General features: G+C 52.8%; 16 protein-coding genes. 13 read left to right on the forward strand and 3 right to left on the reverse strand.

Going from position 1 to position 24,579, the window contains the following annotated elements:
• The first annotated feature begins 557 nt into the window (after positions 1-557).
• The 8 genes from P8N76_21300 to P8N76_21335 all read left to right on the forward strand — a co-directional run bounded on the left by P8N76_21300 (position 558) and on the right by P8N76_21335 (position 11,495).
• Positions 558-1,106: a hypothetical protein gene (locus tag P8N76_21300; protein MDG2384221.1), complete on the forward strand. Its 549-nt coding sequence runs from the start codon at positions 558-560 to the stop codon at positions 1,104-1,106.
• Positions 1,107-1,562: 456 nt separating this feature from the next.
• Complete coding sequence (gene amrS, locus P8N76_21305) at positions 1,563-4,838, forward strand: AmmeMemoRadiSam system radical SAM enzyme (GenBank protein ID MDG2384222.1); 3,276 nt, start codon at positions 1,563-1,565, stop codon at positions 4,836-4,838.
• A 3-nt stretch (positions 4,839-4,841) separates the two neighbouring features.
• Complete coding sequence (locus tag P8N76_21310) at positions 4,842-5,360, forward strand: PaaI family thioesterase (protein ID MDG2384223.1); 519 nt, start codon at positions 4,842-4,844, stop codon at positions 5,358-5,360.
• A 170-nt stretch (positions 5,361-5,530) separates the two neighbouring features.
• Positions 5,531-5,800: a hypothetical protein gene (locus tag P8N76_21315; protein MDG2384224.1), complete on the forward strand. Its 270-nt coding sequence runs from the start codon at positions 5,531-5,533 to the stop codon at positions 5,798-5,800.
• Between the two features lie 40 nt (positions 5,801-5,840).
• Positions 5,841-7,190 carry a DUF1080 domain-containing protein gene (locus tag P8N76_21320; GenBank protein ID MDG2384225.1) on the forward strand — a complete coding sequence of 450 codons (1,350 nt, stop codon included), beginning with the start codon at positions 5,841-5,843 and terminating at the stop codon, positions 7,188-7,190.
• Between the two features lie 317 nt (positions 7,191-7,507).
• Positions 7,508-8,170: a hypothetical protein gene (locus P8N76_21325; GenBank protein MDG2384226.1), complete on the forward strand. Its 663-nt coding sequence runs from the start codon at positions 7,508-7,510 to the stop codon at positions 8,168-8,170.
• A gap of 49 nt (positions 8,171-8,219) precedes the next feature.
• Positions 8,220-10,001, forward strand: coding sequence for a HEAT repeat domain-containing protein (locus P8N76_21330; protein MDG2384227.1), 1,782 nt, complete (start codon positions 8,220-8,222; stop codon positions 9,999-10,001).
• A gap of 153 nt (positions 10,002-10,154) precedes the next feature.
• Positions 10,155-11,495 carry a DUF1501 domain-containing protein gene (locus tag P8N76_21335; GenBank protein MDG2384228.1) on the forward strand — a complete coding sequence of 447 codons (1,341 nt, stop codon included), beginning with the start codon at positions 10,155-10,157 and terminating at the stop codon, positions 11,493-11,495.
• A 5-nt stretch (positions 11,496-11,500) separates the two neighbouring features.
• Here the strand turns inward: P8N76_21335 and P8N76_21340 are convergent, their stop codons facing one another.
• Entirely contained in the window at positions 11,501-13,141 is a 1,641-nt protein-coding gene (locus tag P8N76_21340) for an SLC13 family permease (protein ID MDG2384229.1), read from the reverse strand.
• A 119-nt stretch (positions 13,142-13,260) separates the two neighbouring features.
• Here P8N76_21340 and araD point away from each other — a divergent pair, with 119 nt between their 5' ends.
• The 5 genes from araD to P8N76_21365 all read left to right on the forward strand — a co-directional run bounded on the left by araD (position 13,261) and on the right by P8N76_21365 (position 21,591).
• The gene (gene araD / locus P8N76_21345) at positions 13,261-15,021 is read left to right on the forward strand and encodes an L-arabinonate dehydratase (protein ID MDG2384230.1); all 1,761 of its coding nucleotides are present in this window, start codon (positions 13,261-13,263) and stop codon (positions 15,019-15,021) included.
• A gap of 170 nt (positions 15,022-15,191) precedes the next feature.
• Positions 15,192-15,671, forward strand: coding sequence for a thioredoxin domain-containing protein (locus tag P8N76_21350; protein MDG2384231.1), 480 nt, complete (start codon positions 15,192-15,194; stop codon positions 15,669-15,671).
• 534 nt (positions 15,672-16,205) lie between these two features.
• Positions 16,206-18,017 carry a polymorphic toxin-type HINT domain-containing protein gene (locus tag P8N76_21355; GenBank protein MDG2384232.1) on the forward strand — a complete coding sequence of 604 codons (1,812 nt, stop codon included), beginning with the start codon at positions 16,206-16,208 and terminating at the stop codon, positions 18,015-18,017.
• Positions 18,018-18,390: 373 nt separating this feature from the next.
• Positions 18,391-18,588: a cold shock domain-containing protein gene (locus P8N76_21360; GenBank protein ID MDG2384233.1), complete on the forward strand. Its 198-nt coding sequence runs from the start codon at positions 18,391-18,393 to the stop codon at positions 18,586-18,588.
• 324 nt (positions 18,589-18,912) lie between these two features.
• Positions 18,913-21,591 carry a glucosidase gene (locus P8N76_21365; GenBank protein ID MDG2384234.1) on the forward strand — a complete coding sequence of 893 codons (2,679 nt, stop codon included), beginning with the start codon at positions 18,913-18,915 and terminating at the stop codon, positions 21,589-21,591.
• Between the two features lie 28 nt (positions 21,592-21,619).
• Here the strand turns inward: P8N76_21365 and P8N76_21370 are convergent, their stop codons facing one another.
• The gene (locus tag P8N76_21370) at positions 21,620-23,161 is read right to left on the reverse strand and encodes an FGGY-family carbohydrate kinase (GenBank protein ID MDG2384235.1); all 1,542 of its coding nucleotides are present in this window, start codon (positions 23,159-23,161) and stop codon (positions 21,620-21,622) included.
• A 475-nt stretch (positions 23,162-23,636) separates the two neighbouring features.
• Positions 23,637-24,578 (reverse strand): NAD(P)-dependent oxidoreductase, encoded by a 942-nt coding sequence (locus P8N76_21375; GenBank protein MDG2384236.1) that lies wholly within the window; start codon positions 24,576-24,578, stop codon positions 23,637-23,639.
• Between the last annotated feature and the right edge of the window lies 1 nt (position 24,579).

Below are 24,579 nucleotides of genomic sequence, written 5' to 3' on the forward strand. Positions count from 1 at the left end.
TCCTTTTGTAGCAATTAAGCCGAATAGGCAAATCGACTCCCCCTCCATCCATCCCCCCCAATAAACACCCCCCCCCCCAAATAACTATCCCTGATATTTGCTCGATCCGGAAAAGTCTCTGCCATCAACCGTTGGAAATTGCCTCCAACTTCAGCCGCTTCATGCTTCCCATCCCGCCGCATTCAAATTGGCTTGATTGATTTCCAAAAATTTGAGTACTTTCGGACGGTCCAAACGTTCAGGGTGTTGTGAGTATCCCGCCAAGGGCCGCTTACAGGGCAAAGGGCCATGAACTTCGGCACTGGGGCAGAGAGATTCCTCTCATGGTGCCGGCTTTTGTGAAATTTCGAAGAGGAAAGCATGTCATGTGCGGCGTATCCGATTGAAGCACTTGTTGGATTGTGGTCTTCAAGAGAAGTGTAGCGAGAGATCCTGCGTTTCGGGCGTTTGTAGCTTGACGCATCAGTACGAAATCTCCTGCCTAAACCGTTTCCGAGACCACCTTCCAATCGCTTCGAGTCAACGACGTCCGCTGACATGGGATCGGAGGTATTCTTATGTCGATCGCTCCAGACAATACGGCAACTGCACAACTCGGCGCCGATTACCCACACACACCTGGATCGCCAAATAACCATTTAGCGCAAGAGCCACGCCATCGCATTCAGGAAGTCCGGCAGCAACAGGGCGTCTCGCTCCGAAGCGTGGCGCGGCAAATGAAGAGCACGATCTCAACGGTCAGGGAGCAGGAAAAACCTGACTCGGACGTGATGTTGAGCGATCTCTTGAAATGGCAAAACATTCTGGATGTCCCACTCGTTGACCTCCTGCATGACGTTGATACCCCCTTGTCGCGTCCGGTCATGGAACGGGCTCAATTAGTCAAGCTCATGAAGACAGCTGCCTCCATTACCGACCAAGCTGAATCCGACGGTGTTAAGCGGCTGGCGCGGATGCTAACCGATCAACTGATCGACATGATGCCCGAGTTGTCCGAAGTCAGCGCTTGGCATTCGGTGGGTCAACGACGAAGCCTCGATGAGTACGGTCGAGTCGTTGATCGAAGGCTCGGCGATGACTTTTTCTCGGCCTTTCGTGAAGATTAACCATTCTGCTTGGACATTTTGATTTGATTGCTCCCTCGGGGGGGTAGAGTCGTCAAGACTCTGCCCTCTTTTTTTGATTGCCCTACAAATCAGATCCTTTGAGGCTCGACAAAATCCACCTTCGCAAGTCGAATTCTTCATGAGAACTGATCGGAATAACCGCCGCTATCGCTTGGACGAGAACTGCGGCACCAGATAACCAAGTCGCCAGTGGGATTGAGAGGCGATCGCGATTCCGATCCCGATTTCAGCTTGATCGTCTCATCGAAAACTCACGATTCCGCCTGAAGGTCCATCGGCGGTACAAAATTGTCGAATCAAGCTTCGCGATCAGCTGCGACAACTTGTAAGCTGCGACAACCGGAAAAATTATATCGTGGTAACTTATCACCTGCGGCATTTCGCACTCCCATCGAACGGTTCGATCAAAGGGGTCGAAATCAACGAGTGTTCGGGATGTTTGCCATTGTGTCGCATGCGCGTTTCGATTTCGTTTCGATTTCAGGCCAGTCACCCATGTCTCAAAAAACAAGGTTCCCGCCGCCCCGGCGACCTGCGCCCGACGGCTCCGTCGAAGCAGGCTGGTGGCACCGGACGGATGACGACCGAATCGTCTGTGATCTTTGCCCTCGAGAATGTCATTTAAAACCGGGCGATCGCGGATTCTGCTTTGTACGTGAGAATCGTGATGGCGAAATGCGATTGACCACCTACGGTCGCAGTACCGGCTTTTGCATTGACCCAATAGAAAAGAAACCGCTCAATCATTTTTTCCCTGGAACGAGTGTACTTTCGTTCGGGACTGCCGGCTGCAATCTTGGCTGCAAATTCTGCCAAAACTGGTCGATCTCGAAGTCACGGGAAGTTCGCCAACTGAGTGAAATCGCAACCCCCGAAACGATTGCGAACGCGGCCGAGCAGCATGGGTGTAAGAGCGTCGCTTTCACTTATAACGATCCGGTAATTTGGGCCGAGTATGCGATCGATACGGCGCGTGCTTGCCGTCAGCGCGGAATCAAAACTGTCGCTGTCACGGCCGGATACATCAGTGAAGTTGCTCGCCGGCCATTCTACGAACAGATCGATGCGGCAAATGTTGACTTGAAGGCATTTTCGGAAGCTTTCTATCAGGAACTCACGCTTTCACATCTCAAACCTGTTCTGGAAACGTTAGATTGGCTGCATCACGAAACCAAGGTCTGGGTTGAAATCACAAATCTAGTAATTCCCCAAGCGAATGACGGGGACGACGAATTCCGAGCGATGTGCGACTGGCTACTCGATCACGTTGGTGACGAAGTACCTCTGCATTTCACCGCCTTTCATCCTGACTTCCGCCTAAAAGATCGTGATGCGACTTCGCTCGAAACACTGTTACGTGGCTACGAGTTGGCAACCCAAGCAGGTGTCAAATATGTCTATGTGGGCAATGTGAACGACGTTCAACACCAAAGCACCTACTGCCCTTCGTGTAAGCAAATGTTAATTGAACGAGATTGGCATCAACTTGGCCGATACAATCTCAAAGACAATCGTTGTCAAGCATGTCGACAGGTAGTCGCCGGACATTTTGAGACCACACCCGGTGACTGGGGGCGAAAGCGATTACCTATTCGAATATCGGAATTCGCGACCGAACGATCTCCGCTCACCCGATCAGACGTCGGTGAGTCACAGCCACCCGCGGGAGAAACTCAGATGAATCAACCCATGGCAGATCCGCCCAATGGAGATGTCGATCGCCCGGAACTCACGAAAAGTCAACAGCAGGCAATCGTCCGCATCACCAGCGAAATCGTGCGAGCTGCGGTGATGAATTGCCAACCCGAGGTAACCGAAGAGATGTTTGCTGGCGCCGCAGAAATCCCGGTGTTTGGCTGCTTCGTTTCGATCAAACGAAAACAGAAGCTGCGAGGTTGTTGCGGCTTTCTCGGACGCCGGATGCCGCTCGTCCAGGCGCTCGTCGGATCCGCTAAAACATCTGCAACCGAAGACAGTCGCATGCCAAGCGTCTCACCAAGCGAACTTCCCTTCCTGGATTTCGAAATCTGGTTGCTCTATGGACAGCAGCCAATTACGTCTCAAGGTAACGATCGTCTCCAAGACATCATCATCGGCAAGCACGGCTTGCAAATCGAACATGGTGAGACACGCGGGCTGTTATTACCAGGAGTTGCCAGCGATCACCGCTTGGACCCCGAAGGGTTTCTCCAACAAGTCTGTATCAAAGCCGGACTACCTCCGACAGATTGGCGAGAAGATGACGCGCAACTTGCAACCTTTGAAGGCCTGTTAATTGAAGGGCCATTCCAGCGTGATTTGCTCGCGAACGAATCTCCGAAAACAACAGAGCGTTTCTCGAAGGAAGAGCTCCAGGCACTGAGTAGTTGGTGTGCACAAAACATTTGCGCCAGTTGCCGTGGCGCCGTCCCCACCTTTTACCTACCCAATATCTCGGATAGTTCAATCCATGGAGTGAATCTTGAAATCAATCTGCAAGGACGATCGGAGCCTCTTCGATTGTCCCAAATGTCGCTCCGCCAAGTAGTCCCATTGCAAGCGACCCTGTTTCAAATGAGTGAAACAGCAGGCAAACAATTTGAACTGGAAGGACTCTCTCAAATCACTCCGCGAGAGCTGAGTGTGGCAATCAGTCTGGCCTACGATCCGGCGATGCATGGAACACTCGCTGAACCCGATATGGATGGCTTCGATCCGTCGCAGCGCGCGCTCCTCGTAAATCAGAATTCGAAATCGGCGTGGGCCTTCGATCCCAATCTCGCTGTGCCTCAACTGCTGGAACAATTAGCAGAAAAAGCCGATATCACGATCCCTGAGACCGCCTCCCTTTCCAGCTACACCGCACAGGCAAACATCACGCCAATGTGGGTCGTAAATGTTCCACGACCAGCCATCGGTCCGCAGCAACGCCCGCCGGCTGTCGCAGGAATGTTCTATCCCGATAACCCCGACCAGCTAAAAGCGGTCGTGCAGGATTTGATTCCCACGGATCACGTCCCGAAGCGATCATGGCGAGCGGCTCTTGTTCCACATGCTGGATTAATGTTCTCCGGCAAAGTTGCAGCCGACGTTTTGAGACGAATTGAATTTCCACCGACGATTATTGTGATTGGACCAAAGCACACCGGATTAGGAGTCGAATGGGCAGTTGCTCCCCATGACAGTTGGCAGATCCCCGGCGGAAACATTCCCTCCGATCCAGAATTGGCGCAGCAGCTCTGCGATTCGATTGAAGGGCTCCAACTGGATGCAATCGCTCATCTGCGAGAACACGCGATTGAAGTCGAGCTACCATTTCTAGCACAATTCGCACCCCAATCAAAAGTCGTGGGCATCGCGATCGGTGAAGCAAATTTCGAGCATTGTCAACGAATTAGCCAGGGCTTAGCCCGGGTCCTGGAAGATCGGCTTGAAGAAACGCTGTTGATCATTTCAAGCGATATGAATCACTATGCAAGCGATGATGAAACGCGACGAGTCGACGAATTGGCGCTCCGCGCGCTCGAGGGCCTTGATCCTCAGCAGCTTTTCCATACGGTTAGAGACAATAACATCAGCATGTGCGGCATGTTGCCGGCGTGCATCGTCCTTGATTCGCTGCGGCGTCTGAATTGTCTCAGACGCGCAGAACGAGTCGGTTACGCAACAAGTGCCGATGTATCTAACGACAAGTCGCGTGTCGTTGGCTATGCCGGCATGCTTTTTGAATGAACTATGAAACGGCATTCTGTTACGGGTAAACAGCCCAACTCGAAAATGTGCCTCGTCTGCGGTCTAGGTAATCAATTCGGCTTGCAGACGGCATTCTACGAAGTGGATAGCAATCAGTTGGTCGCCGTCTTTTCGCCTCAGCAAGCGCATCAAGGTTATCCTGATCGACTGCACGGAGGAATCGCCGCATCAATCCTTGATGAAACCATCGGTCGCGCAATTCGTCTCCAACATGGCGACGAGCTGTGGGGTGTCACCATTGAATTAAACACGAAATTCCGAGCGCCGATTCCACTCGATCAGGAAATCCGCGTGGTAGGCCGTGTCACCAAGGATCGGCGTCGTGATTTCGAAGGAACAGGCGAATTGCTGCTGCAGGATGGCACCGTCGCAGCAGAGGCACGAGGCCGATACCTCAAGATGTCTGTCGATCGGATCGCGGATTTCGACTATGAGGCTCAAGAATGGAAAGTCATCCCATCCGATGGCGATCCGGCCGAATTCCATTTCAAAGAGCGTTAGTTTTCAAACCATGCGAGTTCGCCGGCCTATTGGGACCGGCCATGGCGGCTGTCGTTTTTTAGCCAATTCCAGCCGCAATTTCTTGACTCGCCAGTCGCTAGGCTCCAAACTGCAGCCGATACCCATTTACCCGCTGGAGGCCATTGACCCGGGAGAAGCGAGGAAACCGCATGTCTGAGAATTCAACCGCGATCAACAACGAACCGGACCCGCCCACCCAGGCAGAACTCTATGACGACCTACGTCGAATCGGTGAACTAGAAGACGAGAAACAACAAATTCAAGCCGAAATCGACGTCAAGACGCAAAAACTACAAGCTGCCGTCAGCACGCTCGACCCCCAGAGCCTACTCTGCAGAATGCTCAAAGCTGTCCTGCAACCCGTGAAAACCGCGGGCCGCAAGACCGCCGCACGCAAGACGGGTCGAAAACGCTCCTAAAACAACAAACTGCTCCTTCCCAAATCTTGAGAACCGGACCATGGATTTTCCAAAGTTGACGTTACCGCTTGTTTGCCTGCATCTTGTTCTGGCAACGCCGGCGATCAATTGCCAAGCCCAACAAACCGACACCCAACAAACGGACGCAAACGGATTCATTCCACTGTTCAATGGGCAAGATCTGAAGGGCTGGGTCAACGTCAACTGCGCGCCAAACACTTGGACCGTGAAAGAAGGTGTAATCCACTGCACGGGTAAACCAATCGGCGAATTACGTACAGAACGGATGTACCAGAATTTCGTGTTGGAATTAGAGTGGCGACACTTACGCCCGAAGGGGAATGCGGGGGTCTTTGTCTGGGCAGATGCCTTACCGGCACGCGGCCAGCCGTTTCACCGTGCGATCGAAGTTCAGGTCTTGGATGGTCGCGAAGCAGACTGGTACACATCCGATGGAGACATCTTCCCCATCCATGGAGCTACGATGATTCCCAAAAATGGACGAGGTGGATCGCGAGCTTTTCCGACCGAAAAACGAAGCAAGCCTTCCCCGGCATGGAATCACTATCGCATCGAATGTCTTGACGGTAGCATCAAACTGTCCGTCAACGGAAAGGTGGTCACCGAAGGCTCGCAATGTACGCCAAGGAAAGGATACATCTGCTTGGAATCGGAGGGCTCACCGGCCGAGTTCCGCAACATTCAACTCAAAGAATTGCCCGCGACCTCCGTCCCTCCCACGCAAATTGCCAAACCGACCGAAGGGTTCATTAGTCTTTACAACGGAGTCGATCTCACCGGCTGGAAAATGCATCCAGGCCTCGTCGACCACTGGAAGTCCAACGATTGGCGTCTGACTTACGATGGAAAAGCAACCGGTAAAGAAAAAAATCTTTGGACGGAAGAATCGTTTGGCGACTTTCAGCTGATTGTCGATTGGCGTTGGAACGGAAAATACGACGCAACGACCCAACGGCCCGTCATTCTCCCCAGCGGTCAGCATGCCAAAAATGAAGACGGCTCAGAAAAACAGATCGATGTGCCCATCGCAGATTCTGGCATCTACTTACGAGGCACTCCGAAAGGGCAGATTAATATTTGGCAGTGGCCGATTGGTTCTGGTGAAATCTGGGGCTACCGAACCGATTCGAGTCAAACGGATGAGGTACGAGCTGCCGCGACGCCCCAAGTGCCGGCCGATCAGCCGATCGGTCAATGGAATCGATTTCTGATCACACTAATCGGCGATCGGCTCTCTGTTGAACTCAATGGCCAGCAAGTCATCAACCAATGCCAACTCTCCGGTTTACCCGCCGAGGGGCCAATCGCCCTGCAGCATCATGGCGATCCGATCGAATTCGCGAACATCTTCATCAAGCGGCTGGACTGATGCCACATCCAGGCCGGCCGGCCCCTTCATCCTGAGCCACAGGATGGCCAATGGGTGAATTTCATGACGAACCGTCCCGGATCGTGCCACCGGATCAATCGGAACCCTTCGAAGCCGAAAGTTAATCAACAAACAGGGACAGACCGGCCGTTGTTGGTTGAGACTTTTGCTATAGGAAGGTAGGCTATTTGGATAAAGAGACGCCACGGCGTTCCGATCGGGTCCAATTGCACCCGAAAACAGGTTCGTACGTGTGTGTCACTGTTCACGCCTGAAGTCCAGGCATCTTGATTTAGGAAACGCGGAAAGGGTCAATCATGAAACTTCTGGCAGCCGCAATGTTAATCATGGCGGTGTTTGCGGTCAGCGACGCTTGCGGGCAAGCTTATCCGTACTACGGCGGCGGCGGCGGCGTCTACGGTGGTTACGCGCCTCGGTCCTCCACGGTTGGTGAGAGCTACCTACGAGGGTCAGCTGACCTCGTGAGATCGGCGGGCGAACGCAACCTATTAGATTCGCAAGCCGCGCAAGGTTACGCGCAAGCTCGATCCATGGAACTCGACAATCGTCTCAAATATGCAGATACCTATTTCGCACGGCGTCGAGTCAACCAGGAATACCGCGACGAAAATCGCAAGCCGGCTCCGACCGAAGAACAAATCTTCCGCATGGCGAAAGCAGCTGAACCTAAACGTCTGGCCCCCAGCCAAGTCGACCCGGTGACGGGAAAAATCAATTGGCCGCCGCTGCTAATGACCGATCAGTTCGCTGCCGAGCGTGAGATCATTGACCCCTTGTTCACAAGAATGATCAAAGATGGACATCTCGACTACAACGACGCGCTCAAGGTTCGAAAAGCGTGTGGTGACATGCGGCAACGACTCATCGCCATCATTCGCAGCGTTCCTGGTGCAGACCAGCGACAAGCGAACACATTTGTCAATCAGCTTGAGTATGAAGTGCGACAGACCTCCAGCTAGGTCGAGTCAGTAGACACTGAGATACGTTCGTCATTACCGGAGAATCAACATGCCTCGTTCGAAGGCCTTTCTATTTTTAGTTTTGAGTTTGCTTGTGGGCTCGCTCACGACAGCTGCGCTCGCCCAAGAGGCAACAGTGGCTCGTCTGATCAAAGCACTCGGTTCCAAGCAAGCATCGACACAGATCAAAGCCGCCAAAGCGTTATCCCAGCGAGGTGCCGACGCAGCTCCTGCAACAGCCGCTTTAGCAAAGGCACTAAACTCACCCACCGTTCAAGTCAAGAACGCGGCCGCCTTGGCACTCGCAGCCATTGGCCCTGACGCAAAAGAAAGCTTGACAGCGTTAACCAAAGCGTTGAGGGACAAGCATCCTGGCGTTCGCGCTCGAGCTGCCTACGCCATCGGCAAAATTGGAAACGTGAACGACGCCACGCTGGAAGTCATGATCGGCAGTGCCCTGGATCCCGACGTGACCGTTCGGCGTCAAGTTCGTGACGCACTGCGAAATATCGAAGCACCACGTGAAAAGACACTTCCCATCTGGGTGCGTACGCTGAAAGAGGCGAACGATGAAGAAATCATGCCGGCGTTAATGACGCTGGCCGAAGAGGGCAAAAACGCACTGCCAGTTCTCGCGGACGCTCTAAAACACGAAGATGCCTCCTACTGGGCAACTCTGATCATTGCAGAAATCGGACCCGATGCGGCTCCTTTGACGCCGAACTTGATTGAAGTCCTCAAACATGACGACCCGGAAACTCGCATGAACGCCCTCGTGGCACTCGGCGAGATTGGACCTGGAGCTGCTGCTGCAACGAATGAGATCATTACCCACCTCCAGTCCGAGGATTCCGACAACGTACGATACGCGGCTGCCTTTGCACTCGGAGCGATCGAAACAAGAAAGACCGCCAGCCCGGCTGCAAAAGCAGCCTTGGAAAAATTGCTGGACACCCCTGATCTCGGACTGGGAAGTATTGCGGCTCGCGGTTTGTTGCTCAACCATTTAGATGACGATGACGATGAAAAAGCGATCAAGGTGACGGTTCAAGCACTCGGCTCCGATGATCCCAACATTCGTCATCTGGCAGTCCGCACGCTTGCAGAAATGACGCCACGCGGCTCGGAACCCAGTCCCGAAGTGGTGGATGCTTTTGTAAGAGTCATGAGTGATTCGTCTCCCCACGTGGTTGGCGAAGTGATCGGTGCTTTGGCCGCTCAAGGGAAGAGCGCAACTCCACGAGTCATTCGTGGCCTCGGCAACAAAGAACTCCGACCCTATGCGGTTCAGGTGGCGATCTTGTTGGGGCCCGATGCCGCAGACGCAGTTCCTGCATTACTGAATGCTTGGGGAGACACCCAAGCAAACGATGGCCTGAAACAGGAAATCCAATTCGCGTTGGGAGCCATTGGACCCGCCTCCAAGCCTGCGATTCCAAAATTGATTGAATCGTTGTCGAGCAAATCCCCGGAAGTGCGTTACAGCGCCTGTTACGCGTTGGGGCGTATCGGCCCGGCTGCCAAAGCGGCGGTGCCAAAACTGAAGGCGTTGCTCGGCGCCCGTGATGAATTTGACAGACTGGCCGGCGTCTGGGCACTCATTCGAGTTGAACCCGGTAACTCCGAAATTCAGGCTCTGGCGATTCCGTTACTGACGAAAACTCTCAAGGACCCGCGGGGACACCTTCGCATCAAGGCGGCCGATTCGCTGGGCCATATCGGAGCGGCAGCCAAAGCGGCCTTGCCAGCCCTGAAAGCCGCATCGAAGGACTCGGACCCAAATGTGGCCGAGGCGGCCAAAGCGGCGATCCGCGACATTTCAGGCAATTAGCTCGAAAATTCGGCGGCAGATGGCTCTTCACCGCTGAGCCATCTGCAGGCCGTTTTCACCGTTGCCACCGGCAAAATCCCGACTTCAGCCGGCTGAAGTCGCCTCACGGATTGGGCGTTCGTCTGGGCAACGAAATACGGCTATAATCGGGCCATGTTTACGATCCAATTAGGCCAGCGCCAAAGCCGCATCTGTGATGCGATTCCCCGCCGTACGTTCTTGCGAGTCGGTGGCCTCGCCGTCGGTGGATTAACTCTCTCTCAATTGCTGGCTGCTGAGGCCGCACAGGGAATTCGAAATTCTAACAAGTCGATCATCATGATCTACTTGCCTGGTGGACCACCTCATCAGGATCTATTCGACCTGAAACCCAACGCTCCAGTTGAAATCCGGGGAGAATTCAAACCGATCAAAACGTCAGTGCCTGGAATTGAGATTTGCGAACTCTTACCACAACTCGCACAGCGCATGGATCGACTGGCTCTCATTCGATCACTTGTGGGAGCCAAGGATCGACACGAATCATTTCAATGCCTGACGGGCCGTCTACGCGACAACCAACCGGCCGGTGGTTGGCCTGAAATGGGTGCGATCTTATCCAAACTTCAGGGACCAAGAGACATTTCAGTGCCACCCTTTGTCGGTCTCTCACCGCGCATGAAGCACACCCCTTACAACAACGGAAAGCCAGGTTTTTTGGGCCCAGCCCACGCGGCTTTCCAACCCAATGGTGACGGTCGCAATGACCTCTTATTGGGCGATGTGTCCGTTGACCGCTTGGAAAATCGCCGACACCTGCTCGGCTCGTTGGATGCATTGCGCCGACGCGCAGAAGTGTCTGCCACAATCGCCGGTGCGGGAGCGCTGCAACAACAAGCATTGGGAGTCCTGACCTCCAGTCGCCTCGCGAATGCACTTGATCTCACTCGGGAAGATCCCAAGATACTCGCACGCTACGGAAAAGGTACCGAGCGAGTTCAAGGGGACGCCGCGCCACGACTTAATCAACAATTCCTTTTGGCTCGACGCTTGATTGAAGCAGGAGTACGCTGCGTCACCTTGAGCTACAGCTTCTGGGACTGGCACGGAAACAATTTCGGATTAGCTCGAAAAAATTTCCCGGACCTCGATCAAGCAGTCTCCGCCCTTGTGGACGATTTGCACGAGCGAGGACTGGAACAGGACGTGACGGTCATTGTCTACGGAGAGTTTGGTCGCACACCCCGGATTAATAAGAACGCCGGACGAGATCACTGGCCCAATGTTGCCTGTGCATTGCTGGCGGGCGGAGGCATGCAAACCGGACAGGTCATTGGGTCAACCGATCGTCACGGAGCAGAAGCGAAAGATCGACCCGTCCATTTCCAGGAGATTTTCGCGACCCTCTACCGCAACCTGGGAATTGACGCGCAAAACATGACCGTCAGCGACCTGACTGGTCGTCCGCAATATCTGGTCGACGGCGATTTCGCAGCCTTACCCGAGCTGATCTAAGTCGACTAAATCAAGGGCAGTACCAGCGCACCAACTACCGTTACCGCCAAGCCCACCAACCCCATCAGCGTCAACGCCACCGAAACAGTTCGCAGAGTCTCACCCTCTGACATCCCGGTCATGCGCGTCACCACCCAAAACCCACTATCGTTCATCCAGGGAATCGGTTTCGACCCGCAGCCAATGGCCAGGGCAACATAAACCGGATTAAAAGCGAGTTCCACATTGGCAACAATCGGCGCGACGATCCCCACGGATGTGATCATCGCGACAGTCGCTGAACCTTGGGCAATACGGACTACCGATGTGATGCCAAAGGCCACTAACAGCAAGGCAACTCCTCCTTCCGCCACGGGAAAGCGATGTTCGATCGCCGGGGCGATTCCTGTTTGACGTAAAACATGCCCGAACGCACCTCCTGCAGCCGTGATCAACACGATATTGCCGGCACTCAACAACGCCTCCTGCACTTCGCTGCTGATCGTCAATGACTGGTCAGGATAGCGAACGAGCATCAACAAGGCGACAGCGGCGGCCAAAGCCAGGGCAAGGTTCTTATCACCGAAAAAATTCACAACTGGGGCGACACTTGTCATCCAACTCGATCCATCGGATGCTGACAGGGTCATGTCAAGAACGGTTTTCGAAGAAAGCAAAACAATGGGAAGAAGAATCGGCAACAGAGCCAACAACAGCGGTGGACGTAACCGATCGGTTTGCTGCTGTTCCAACTCACTCGACGATAAATCCCGCATCGGTAGCTCCCAACGACGGTTGGCCCAAACCGCGTAGAGATACCCTGCCGAAACAGCCACCGTGCCCACGACGCAACCAGCCAAAATCATCAAACCCAGATTTACATTCAACTCTCCAGCAACGAAGAGAGGGCCGGGAGTTGGGGGGACCAGGGAATGAGCCATCGTGGCCCCAACGACGATCGACAACACATAGAGCAGATAATTACAGCGAGTCTTCATCCACATGGCGCGAGCGAGAGGCAGTAACAAGTAGAACACGGTATCAAAAAAAACCGGAATGCCAACGACGAATCCACTCACCGAAAAAGCCAAAGGCGTCCTGCGGTCACCAAACGCATTTCGAACCGAAAGCACAATTTGTTCGGCCGCACCACTCGCCAGCAAACAACGTCCGATGATGGAAGCCATCGCAATGAGAATACCTATCTTCCCGCAAGTTTCACCAAAGCCCTTCGAAATCCGAGAGCCGACTGACCGCTGGCTCAGCTTCTGAGCCGCGACAATATCGCGTTGATGCACCAGGCGATCCTTTCGTTCAACGGATACCGTCGCGTTAGCAATTTGAACCACCGCCCCCTTCCCGAATGCCGTGACAACCACCTGCCCCACCGGCTGCATTTCATGCTTCATCGAGCGGTAAATCTGGTAAGTCCCGAGACTTACCAAATAGCCACGGGCTGGCCTTAACTCAACCTCCCCTTCATTCACAAGAGCGACAACAGTGGCCGAATGAGTTTGCAGCTCGTTTTGAAAGACCGCTTGGCTGGGCGTCAACAAAGCAACGGCCAGCGCACCCGCACCCAAGGCAAGGAACGCATGGAGCCGCAACAGCAAGACGCCGGCAATCACGATAACCATTCCCACCAATAAAACTATAATTGGGTCCATTTTGATCCTCGCAATTCGGTTAACGCTGCATCAGCTTGGATCGATCATGGTACAATCCGCTGGCTGAATTCGCGAGATGAGAGATCACCAGAAACTCTAACCGTAAGATCGAAACTTTTATGAGCGAGACCCCGACGATGCCTTCCGACTCATCCCAAGCAAGCATAAATCCCGAACAACTTCGCAGCCACCGTTGGTTCGGGCCTGATGACATGCGGTCATTCGGACATCGCTCGCGACTCAAGGGGATGGGATTCGCCGACGAGGATTACAAGGGAAAGCCCGTCATCGCGTTACTCAACACATGGAGTGAGCTGAATACTTGCCACTCGCATCTCCGCGAGCGAGCTGAGGAAGTTAAACGGGGCGTTTGGCAATCTGGCGGCTTTCCCGTCGAAGTACCTGTCATTTCACTCGGTGAAATGCTGATGAAACCCACCACGATGCTCTATCGCAATTTATTGGCGATGGAGACCGAGGAAGTGTTGCGTTGTCATCCGATTGACGGTGTCGTGCTGATGGGAGGATGTGACAAGACGACGCCTGCGTTGCTGATGGGCGCCATCACCATGAACATCCCTACCATTTTCTTTCCTGCAGGACCTGCCTTGAATGCGAAGTGGGGCAAAGAAACTTTGGGCAGCGGTAGTGACGTATGGAAATATTGGGCCGAACGATGTGCTGGTAATCTGTGCGATGAAGCTTGGTGTCAAATCGAAAACAGCATTGCGCGTTCTGCCGGCCATTGCATGACAATGGGCACCGCTTCCACGATGAGCTCCATTGCTGAAGTACTCGGCATGATCCTGCCAAACGGATCCTCCATTCCCGCAGTCATCGCCGATCATGCCCGCCTGGCAACCGCCACAGGACGTCGGATTGTTGACATGGTTTGGGAGGACCTTAAGCCCTCCGATATCATCTCCACCGAATCTTTTGAAAACGCAATCATTACGGATATGGCGATTAGCGGATCAACCAACGCAATCGTACATCTGATTGCACTCGCCGGGCGAGCGGGATTGAAGCTTACGATGGAAGACTTTGACCGACTGTCTCGAATCACGCCAGTCGTGGCCAATGTTCGTCCAGCCGGTAAATATTTGATGGAGGACTTTTACAATGCGGGCGGCCTGAAAGCTCTGCTCAATCAAATCGGTAACTTACTGCACTTGGATAGCATGACGGTGACCGGAAAAACGCTGGGCGAAAATATTCAAGGTGCGGAAGTTTTTGACGATGACGTGATCCGCTCTCGTGACAACCCGATTGCCGAGTCCGGCGGAACCTACGTTCTCCAAGGCAACCTGGCTCCGCATGGGTGTGTGATCAAACCGGCAGCAGCCGACCCTAATCTGCGCAAACATCGCGGACCAGCCGTCGTATTCGACAATTATCGTGATCTAAAAAGTCGACTAAACGACCCGGAATTGGAGATTACGGCAAATTCCGTGATTGTACTTCGAAGCGCTGGACCTTTAGGAGCACCGGGATTTCCCGAATGGGGCATGTTACCCATCCCCAATCACCTGCTGAAGGCTGGTGTACGCGATATGGTGCGAATCTCGGACGCCCGCATGAGCGGGACCAGCTACGGGACCTGCGTTCTTCACGTGTCACCAGAATCACACCTGGGTGGTCCACTGGCGTTAGTGAGAGATGGAGATACGATCGAATTGGATGTTGACGAACGACGACTCCAAGTGATGGTCAGTGAACAGGAGCTTGCGGAGCGACGTGAAAAGTGGCAGGCCCCGGCTCCGAAATATGAGCGAGGATACGGCCAGCTTTTCACGAAACATGTGACCCAGGCACACGAAGGCTGTGACTTTGACTTTCTTCAAGAAAAGAAGCAGACACCGGACCCTGAAATTCATTAGGAATTGAACGGTCTATCTCCAGCCACCGATCGGCGCGGCACCTACCGCTGCATTCGTATTCCAAACGATCGGTAGGACCCGCAAAGCCAAGTTGTTTTTTCAACTTTGACTGTCGCCTGTCGATAACACAGTTGGAAAATGGTTTTGCTATCGCTCGCACGGAGGCACTCATGGGGCGCGTTATTGAAAGTCATTGGACAGTAGCCCTGCTGCTTGTCCTCGCAGTTGCTTGCAACACAAATGGAGCAGAGCCAGCACAGGAGAAGTCGACCGCCGTCAATTGGCAAACCGATTATCGCCAGGCTCAACAGACACGCATCGACAAACAAATGCCGATGCTAATCTACCTGACGATGGACGGTTGCCCTCACTGCCACCGGATGTTGGAAACGAGCTACGAAAACAAGCTTGTTGCCGGTCAAATCACCACCCAATACGTGCCGGCAATCATCAACGGTAGCCGTCAGGAAGATTTGGCCAAGCAGTTTGGTGTTCGCATTTATCCGACCACCTTCATCGTCGGACCCGACAATCGGGTCGTCGACAAAATGGAAGGCTTTACAACCGCGAGCGAATTACACCGTCGGCTGACGATTGTCTCGCGTTATTACGCTCGGCTGGCACGGATGAAAAATAATCCTCGGCGGTAAACCTCGCCTTCCGTGTTCTCATCGACAATCTGTCATCGAGCCCAGGGATACATCAACATGGCTCGAACGGGTTTTGTCGATTTATGGTGATGGTGATCAAGCTCTTCTCACAGCTGAATCTTTCAAGCTGCAGGTTGTTAGACAGATAAACACCGTCGGCTTCCTGAGCTAGCAACGTTGGCGATACGCTAATTCAGAAAAAACATCGCGAACTCTCCCGGGCGACGTTCCGCCCGAAAACTCAAAAGCCGAACCGGAAATCGACGTCGTCCGACTTTAAGGCTTCCATGCTTTCGCACCCTCCTGAACGGCACGCTCGGACTGACAAACAGCCTGTGCTCCATCCAGACACATACACCCACCAGGGAAATTCTAAATCTTCGCTGCACTTGTAGGATCAACGAGCCACGCCAGAAAAACGTCGTTCTTTTTTCTTGTGTCAATGCGGCAGATTTTTTTGACGACCCACTATCGATTTTGCTAAAACGCAGGATACGGGGTGACAAAAACTCCATTCAAATGAGGAGGTGTGGTATGTCCAAAAAGATCAATCATTCGGCGCAGCTGCAATGTTTGAAAAATTTCTTTTCTCGGTTAGCGGCAACCGTGCTGATGACTGTCCCTCTCGTATCGTCGCTTCAGGCTTTGGACCAAACACCGGAAGAGCTGCAAGCTCAAAAAGCTCAGCGACTTGCCGAAACGGGTGTCCGATTTGAGCTGGATGGAGCAACCGATTACGCGCGCTTTGCCTGGGAATCCGCATTACGAGCAAATCCCGACTGTGAGTTAGCCAGATGGCGACTTGGTTACGTTCGCACGAATGGTGAATGGGCCTCGACCAATCAATCACCGTCTGTCGAATTGCAGACGAAGCTGATCGAGTATTCTCGTCGCCGCGACCTTAATTCTGATCGCCACCTGAATGAGCTTGCGCTGGCGACCTGGTGTCAAGCAAATGGCATTAGAGATCGATCGAAAATTCACTTTCGTCGGATCGTTGATAATCCAAAAGCTTCCGAACATGCGCGCCGAACAGCAATTCAAGCTTTAGGTCTCCGCTCGTTTGGTGATCGCTTTTTATCAGTCGAAGAAATCACCGCTTTACAGGCCAAGATGCGACAAGCACGGCAGAATCTGGCGAGTTGGTCAAAACGGCTCGCAGCTCCGTTCAGGCAGCTGGAAAGTGGTCGGCTGCAGAAACGCATGTTGGGCTTGGAAAATTTACGACAAATCGATGACCCAACCGCGATCCCGGCGTTGGAACTTAATCTTTCGAGCCGAAATGAAGCACTGGCGAATGAACTGGTCCAAATCATTGGACGCATCAACGCTCCCGAGGCGTCAGAATCACTGGCTCGACACGCGGTCGCTTCGCAGTGGCCAAGTGTACGCCAAGAGGCCACAAAGCTGCTACAGACACGCTCCTTGCACGATTACATCCCTACCTTAATGACAGGCCTGCGAATGCCAATTCGCTCGGTGTTTCAAATCACTTCCGGCAACGATGGCCAAATTCTTCACGAACACTTGTTTGTCCAGGAAGGCGCAGAAGAACATCATCAGCTGCTGGTGAGCAACCTGGCAGTCGCGACCACGACCGATGAGAACGTCGACAATCGCGACGAGCTACGGCGGCTCAAACGGCAAGCCCTCCAAGTCGATCGGAATGTGACGATGATGAACCTGCAGCACAATGGCCAGAATGCGAGGATCTACCAACTGCTGCGATCGACCACCGGCGAAGAGCTCGATTCCACACCGACGGCTTGGTGGGATTGGTGGAAAGAGTACAACGAATATGAATTGGTCGCGAACAAGCCAGTCCGTCGCGAAAGGCGAAGAAGACAGTTCGCCTATCAACCAATCAGTCGCCAGCCAAGGCGGTCGTCTTCGGAATGCTTTCCCCGCGGCACCCTTATCTGGACAGAACTGGGCAAGCGGCCAATCGAGACCGTAAAAGTTGGGGATCGCGTGCTTTCGCAACGTACGGAAACAGGCGAGCTTGCCTACAAAGTCGTCAAGGCCGTGACCCGTCGCGAGCAAGCTCCCATGCAGACCGTCTCGCTTGGAAGTCAACAACTGACTCTGACAACAGGGCATCCGCTCTGGATCAACAATACGGGTTGGCGAATGGCCAAGCTCTTGAAGCGAGGCGATCAAGTCCACTGCCTCAACGGCTCTCGAAAGATCGATCAATCATCGCCCGCTCCGCCAGAAACGGCTTTCAACTTGATCATCGATGATTTCGGCAGCTATTTTGTGACAGAACTCGGTATTCTCGCCCACGACAACACTTATCGTCGTCCGAACCGGGTGATTAGTCCCGGCCTCGTCGCAAAAAAATGAAAAAGGGCTCTTCGATTCGAAGATGATATACATTTGCTTTGAAACAAGGTAGAATCTGCCGCGGATCTCAGCACCGGAAAGCCCGATGCTGAGATCCAAACAGCGAACCGAGTAGACGGCATCACCGGAGTGAACTCAATCGTGTTTGGAGACCGAATGCAGTCACGACAGATCGGTTGAGTTTTTACGATCTGTTTTTTCGACGACATTCAATGGAGCGTAAAATGGGCGATTCAGGACAAACTCGCCCATGAACTTGATCTTGGGAAAAACCAAGCACCAGACCGAGTGAACTCAAAATTACGTTTTATGTTGAGCATCAATTGGATGCTTAGCTCCTCAAGTTCGTGAGTTTTTTTTGGAGGTCGATCGTATGCCGGAAGGTGCGATCAAGAAGCTAATCTCGGACAAAGGTTTTGGCTTCATCGAAGGTGAGCGCGGCGATATTTTCTTTCATCACTCGGCTCTAGTCGGGATGAGGATTGAGGAGCTGTGTGAAGGACAGCGTGTTCAATACGAAGTCGGCAACGGACCGAAAGGACCACGCGCCGAAAACGTAGAACCGATCTAATCCGAGGTAAGTGACGCGAGTAACTTACCCAATCGTTTGAACTATCAGCAACCCTGGTGTTGCTTGCTGAACAAACGGGCGAGGCAAATTCGCCCGTTCTCTTTTGACGCACACATTTGTGCAACCCCTTTGCGACATCAGCGCTTCGCTGACCATAATCTGAGCCCCGTCGAATCAGATCGCTAGTTGCCGATCGGCAAACGGCGTTTGTTCCCGTCAGTGGGTACCGTCGATCATCAGCCTACCGTCCCTTGCCAACCCACTGTGGCTCACTAAACTAAAACGCGACTTTCTACTCTCTTTCCTCGTTCCTCGTGAGTGCTGATGCCCCCTTCACAATCAACCGCTGCAACTCCCGAACATATTCGGTTGTCAGAAGATAAAAAACGAATCGACAACTGGAAACGCTGGGGTCCGTATCTATCGGAACGACAATGGGGGACCGTACGCGAGGACTACTCTGCGGATGGAGATGCGTGGAATTACTTTCCACACGACCAGTCGCGGAGCCGGGTCTATCGTTGGGGAGAGGACGGATTACTTGGCTTCTGTGATCGGGAATGTCGACTTTGTTTTTCAGCGGCGCTTTGGAATGGTCGTGATCAAATTCTGAAAGAGCGTCTATTTGGTGTGACGGGACCACAAGGCAATCATGGCGAAGACGTTAAAGAGTGCTATTACTATCTTGACTCGTCACCAACTCATTCATACGTCAAAGGGATGTACCGCTACCCCCAATCAGCCTATCCCTACGAACAGCTTGTTGAAGAAAACAAACGTCGTCCATTGACAGAGCGAGAGTATGAACTGGCAGATACAGGAGTTTTCGAAAACAACCGTTTCTTCGACATCTACGTTGAGTATGCAAAGGCGAATTCGAATGACGTTTTGATCAGAATGACAGTGATCAATTGTGGTCCGGAAACAGAAACGGTTTGGCTCCTGCCAACTCTTTGGTTCCGTAACACTTGGATCTGGGGTTGCCGACACGAGGGCTGCACCATGAAACCGTCAATTCGTGAGACGGCGGCAGCCGCTTCTGGCAGTCATCGTGTGGCAACTCGCCACGAAACCTTGGGAGACTTTCGCTTCGATTTTGGCAGTCACCCCAATGGGAATGAGACGAATCTGCTTTTCACTGAAAACGAAACAAACACCAAGCTTTTGTTTGGTTCGGACAACTATACTCCCTACGTTAAAGACGCCTTTCATCGCTACCTGATCGATGGAGAACAGGATGCGGTCAACCCTCAACCGCATGGCACCAAAGTAACTGTCCCCTATCAGTTACGACTGGATCCTGGACAGCAACAAACGATTGTCGCTCGCTTAAGCAAATCGGACACCGACCTGGATTCTCCATTCGACCACAGATTTAGTGAGGTTTTCGAGCAGCGTATCGACGAGACAGACAAATTCTATGCGACAGTCATTCCTGCCAAATGCAACGAAGAAGAACAGACTGTCGCTCGACAAGCGTATGCTGGGTTGCTTTGGACCAAACAGTTCTACCACTATATCGTTGCGGACTGGCTACGCGGAGATGCAAACGTTTCCTCACCACCGGCAGCTCGCTTGCGTGGCCGCAATCACAACTGGAAACACGTTTACGCACGCGACGTGCTATCGATGCCAGACAAGTGGGAATATCCTTGGTTTGCAGCCTGGGACTTAGCGTTCCACATGATTCCGATGTGCCGAATCGATCCGCACTTTGCCAAACGCCAACTGCTCGTACTGCTGCGGGAGTGGTACATGCATCCCAACGGCCAGCTGCCTGCCTACGAGTACGCGTTTTACGATGTCAACCCTCCTGTCCATGCATGGGCCTGTTTTCGCGTCTATCAGATGACCGGGGGCGTCGATCGTGATTTCTTAGCGAAAGCATTCCAAAGACTGCTCTTGAATTTCACTTGGTGGGTCAATCGGGTCGATGCGAATGGCGACAACGTCTTTGCGGGTGGATTCTTGGGCCTCGATAACATTGGGGTCTTCGATCGATCGAAAGGCTTACCGGACAACTCGTCGCTCGAACAGGCCGACGGCACAGCATGGATGGCATTCTACTGCGGAACCATGCTCTCGATTGCCCTCGAACTAGCGAGGGAAGACGAAGCTTATGCCGAAATGGCCTCAAAGTTCCTCGATCACTTTGTGCGAATTACCGATGCGATGAATACGCTCAACGGCAGTGGACTCTGGGACGAAGAAGATGGTTTTTATTACGACTATTTGCATTCCGACGATCAATACTTACCGCTCAAGATACGGTCGTTAGTCGGACTTTTACCGTTAATTGCAGTGGAAATCCTAGACGAAACGCTCGTTGAGCGATTGCCATCCTTTGTGCACCGCTTACGCTGGTTCATGCGTTACCGTCACGATCTGGTCAAACATATTTCCTTCGCAGACTCCGAAAACGGTGTGCGAAAAATGCTGCTTGCCATTCCGGCCCGCAAGAAGCTTGAACGAGTACTTTCTGTCTTGCTAGACGAAGGCGAATTTCTGTCTCCATTCGGTGTGCGGTCGCTGTCAAAATATCACAAACAACATCCGTTTGAACTGGATATTCGTGGAGAAGCTCATCGAGTGAGTTATGTTCCCGGAGAGTCCGACAGCGGGATGTTTGGTGGAAACTCAAACTGGCGGGGTCCCATCTGGTTCCCAATCAACTTTCTGCTGATTGAAGCCTTGGAACGATATCATTCGTTTTACGGAGATGATTTCCAAATTGAGTGTCCGACTGGGTCCGGTAACCTGATGACACTCGACGAAGTAAGTAAAGAGCTTAATCGCCGACTGACAAATCTGTTTTTAGCACCTCAAACGGATCAACCACGACCTTGTCTTTCAGCGGCACCAGATACGAGTTCCCACTGGCAACGTCATCTATTGTTCCACGAATATTTCCATGGAGATACGGGTGAGGGATTGGGAGCCAGCCATCAGACAGGCTGGACAGCCCTCGTCGCTCAGTGCATCGAAAAACTCGTGAAAAACTGAGTTCCCCAGGCCGGCTTCACATCCGCACTCAACGGACACGAGCGACGTACTCAGCAAACTGCTGATACCGGTCATCGTACGCTGCTACTGTGGCCGCAGCGGGTTCCCAAGTCTGCGACGTTCCCGTTGTTTGTTCCTTACAGAAGTCGGACAGAGATTGCGATTTGTTTCCAGCTTGAACCTGAACCATGTAAGCGGCAAGCAGGGCGGCACCTTTCGCCGTACCCTCTTCATCGCCCACTCGTCCAATCACGGGTACGCCAAGGATGTCGGCAAACATTTGCGGAGCAAACCCGCCCTTGGACCGTAGCGCTCCACCAGTCAAGATGACTTTTGTGATTGAGCCGATTTTAGATTTAAGGCTCTCGATACCATAACGCATGGTCATCGCTGGCGATTCAAATAACAAACGTGTCATCACACCCGGATTCGCCAGCAATTCGATGCCCGCACCCTGCAACGTTGCCTTCGCATGCGGCAGCTCAACAACATTCTCACCTTGAAAGAATCCCCACAACATTCCACCGTGACAATCCAGGGGAACTTGCCTAGCCTGATCTGTAAGCTGATCCGCAATCTCGCCAAATGAGCGGCCACTCAAATCGGCCAAGGCGGTAACGTACTGTGCAAATCCAATCGTGCCATTCCTGGCACAGACCATCAACATCGTCAACCGATCAGGAGTCTGTAACACGTTGATTGTCTCGCCTTCGGCCACTATTTTTGTTCGACAAGGCAGATTCCCGGTAAACGAGGTACCCGCGGAAAGCGCAAGCTCCAACTCCCCAGCGGCGGTCGCTACAAGCGTTGTCTGCTGGTCTCCTTCAGGTGCTGCGATCGGCGTTCCTACGGGCAAACCGCCCAACAGATCGCTACCAGCTTCATTGAGTTCGGCGGCAATTTCGCCGGCAGGCACAATTTGCGGAACCAGTTGTTCCAATGGCGTGAATCGACCTTCCAACAACTGATCAAGCTTGCGTAATTTGGTCCGATCAATCTGCCCATCTTCGTCGAGGTTGCCGAACATTCCAGAAGCATCACCAGGCCCCAGCACCCATTGACCCGAAAGATCGTGCACGAGTGAACCCGATGTCACCGACACCCCAGTTACCTTGGCCCACTGATCAGGCTCTGTCTGCATGCGAGCCAGCACATGACAACCGGTCCACCGCGCCGGCATGTGTTCGCCAAACAGCGCAGTCAATTGCTCGCTTTCTGTAACTCCCCGAGGATCATTCCACATGTCACAACCGAACGGTTTTTGACCATCCCCATCAAGTCTTACCATGCAGTGCATGTGCCCGGTAACACCAATGGCAGCCACCTTATCGATTGACTGTTCCTGTACGCTCCCCCGCAAAGCGACCATCGCTTTGCGTAAGGCATCTGTCCAGTAGTGCGGATACTGTTCCAAGTGGCCATTGGAAAGCCCTGGAATGTAATCCTGCTCGTAACTTGCCTCACCGACGGCGATCAGCTTTTTTCGCTCGGGACAATATAGGATCACCGAAAGACCTTGGGTCCCCGCATCGATCGCCAGTACTTCGTTACCACTTAATTGGTCTGTCATCGTATCATCGTTTCTAGAAGGAATTTCGTAGAGACGATCAGAATATAGATTGAACGATGTCGTTGCAACGGTGGAGAGCAATAGAAAGAAACGTCGAGAAAAGGATCGAGGGCTAGACGACGACCGATTTTCGAAGAAAAAGCTGATTTTCCGTCTCGGTGTCGCCTGCAACGGAAAACTTACTCGAAGCGGCCTTCAACCAGAATGGTCGCCAATCTGCCCAAAACATGTTTCGCAAAATAACAAGCGGGCAAGCAAAGTTCGTCCTCTTGATAGGTCACAGAAGATCAAGGGTCTTACAGATTAGCAGCCGGTTGAGGCAAAGACTTCCTGCTAAGAAATAAGCTCGATTGAGAACACAAGCGACGAATTTTCTCTCAGGCGTGAAATTCGAATCACCCGGACTTTCCGTTTCGGCCTCAGAGACAGAATTTATTTCTTGCTTCGTGACTGAGAATTCGATGCTACGATCCGATCACTCGAATACAGAATAGCGAGCCACACGTTCTTCAAGAATCCGTAAAGCTTCCTCGGCGGCATACTGCCGCACTCGTGCAGACGCCTCCGCAGAATGAAAGGCAACATGGGGTGTTATACAGACTCTGCCTTCGATTTCGGCAAGATTGTTCCGCCATGCTTCAAACAAAACCGATTTGGAGGGAGGCTCTTCGGGCAAAACATCAAGTGCAACTGCCGAAAGTTGTCCTTGGCAAATCGCATCGAGGAGTAGAGCATCATCGGCCACGAGCATTCCCCTCGCCGTATTGACCAACATCGCCCCTCGCTTCATTTTCGCAATGAACGTACCGTCCACCATTCCCCGGTTTTGCTTATTACCAGGAACGTGGAGAGATACGATATCCGCCAAACCCAACAAGCTATCCAGATCAGAAACTGACTCAGCTCCCTGGCAGGCATTCACCGCTGGGTCATAAAATATTCGCCGAAACCCAAACGGCTCGGCTCGCCTTAAGACGGCATCACCAATACGACCTGCTCCAATCACTCCCAGCGTTAGTTGAGATGTTGACCTTACTCTTTTCAAGGCGAGCGATTGCCAACGCTGCGGGTTCTTCTTGAGAAAAAATTCTATTTCTCGAATACCGCGCAACATATCCAGAATCATCGCCAAGGCGGTGTCCGCTACTTCACCCACGCAGTAGTCGGGCACATTAGAAACGACAACGCCTCGATCATGACAAGCTTCCAAACAGATCTTATCGTAACCAACTCCCTGCCGAACCACTCCACGAAGGCTACGAAACTGGCCCAAGAATTCAGAATCGACAATTGTTTGGTGGACCACTGCGACTTTAATTTGGTCAGCCAAGCTGGTGTCCGTTGTGAGCTGATCACCTAAGATGCTTCGTTCGATTTCCAAACCATCTGTTGCTGGTTCTACTAGAAGGATTTTCATC

The sequence above is a fragment of the Pirellulaceae bacterium genome (assembly GCA_029243025.1).
GTDB lineage: Bacteria > Planctomycetota > Planctomycetia > Pirellulales > Pirellulaceae.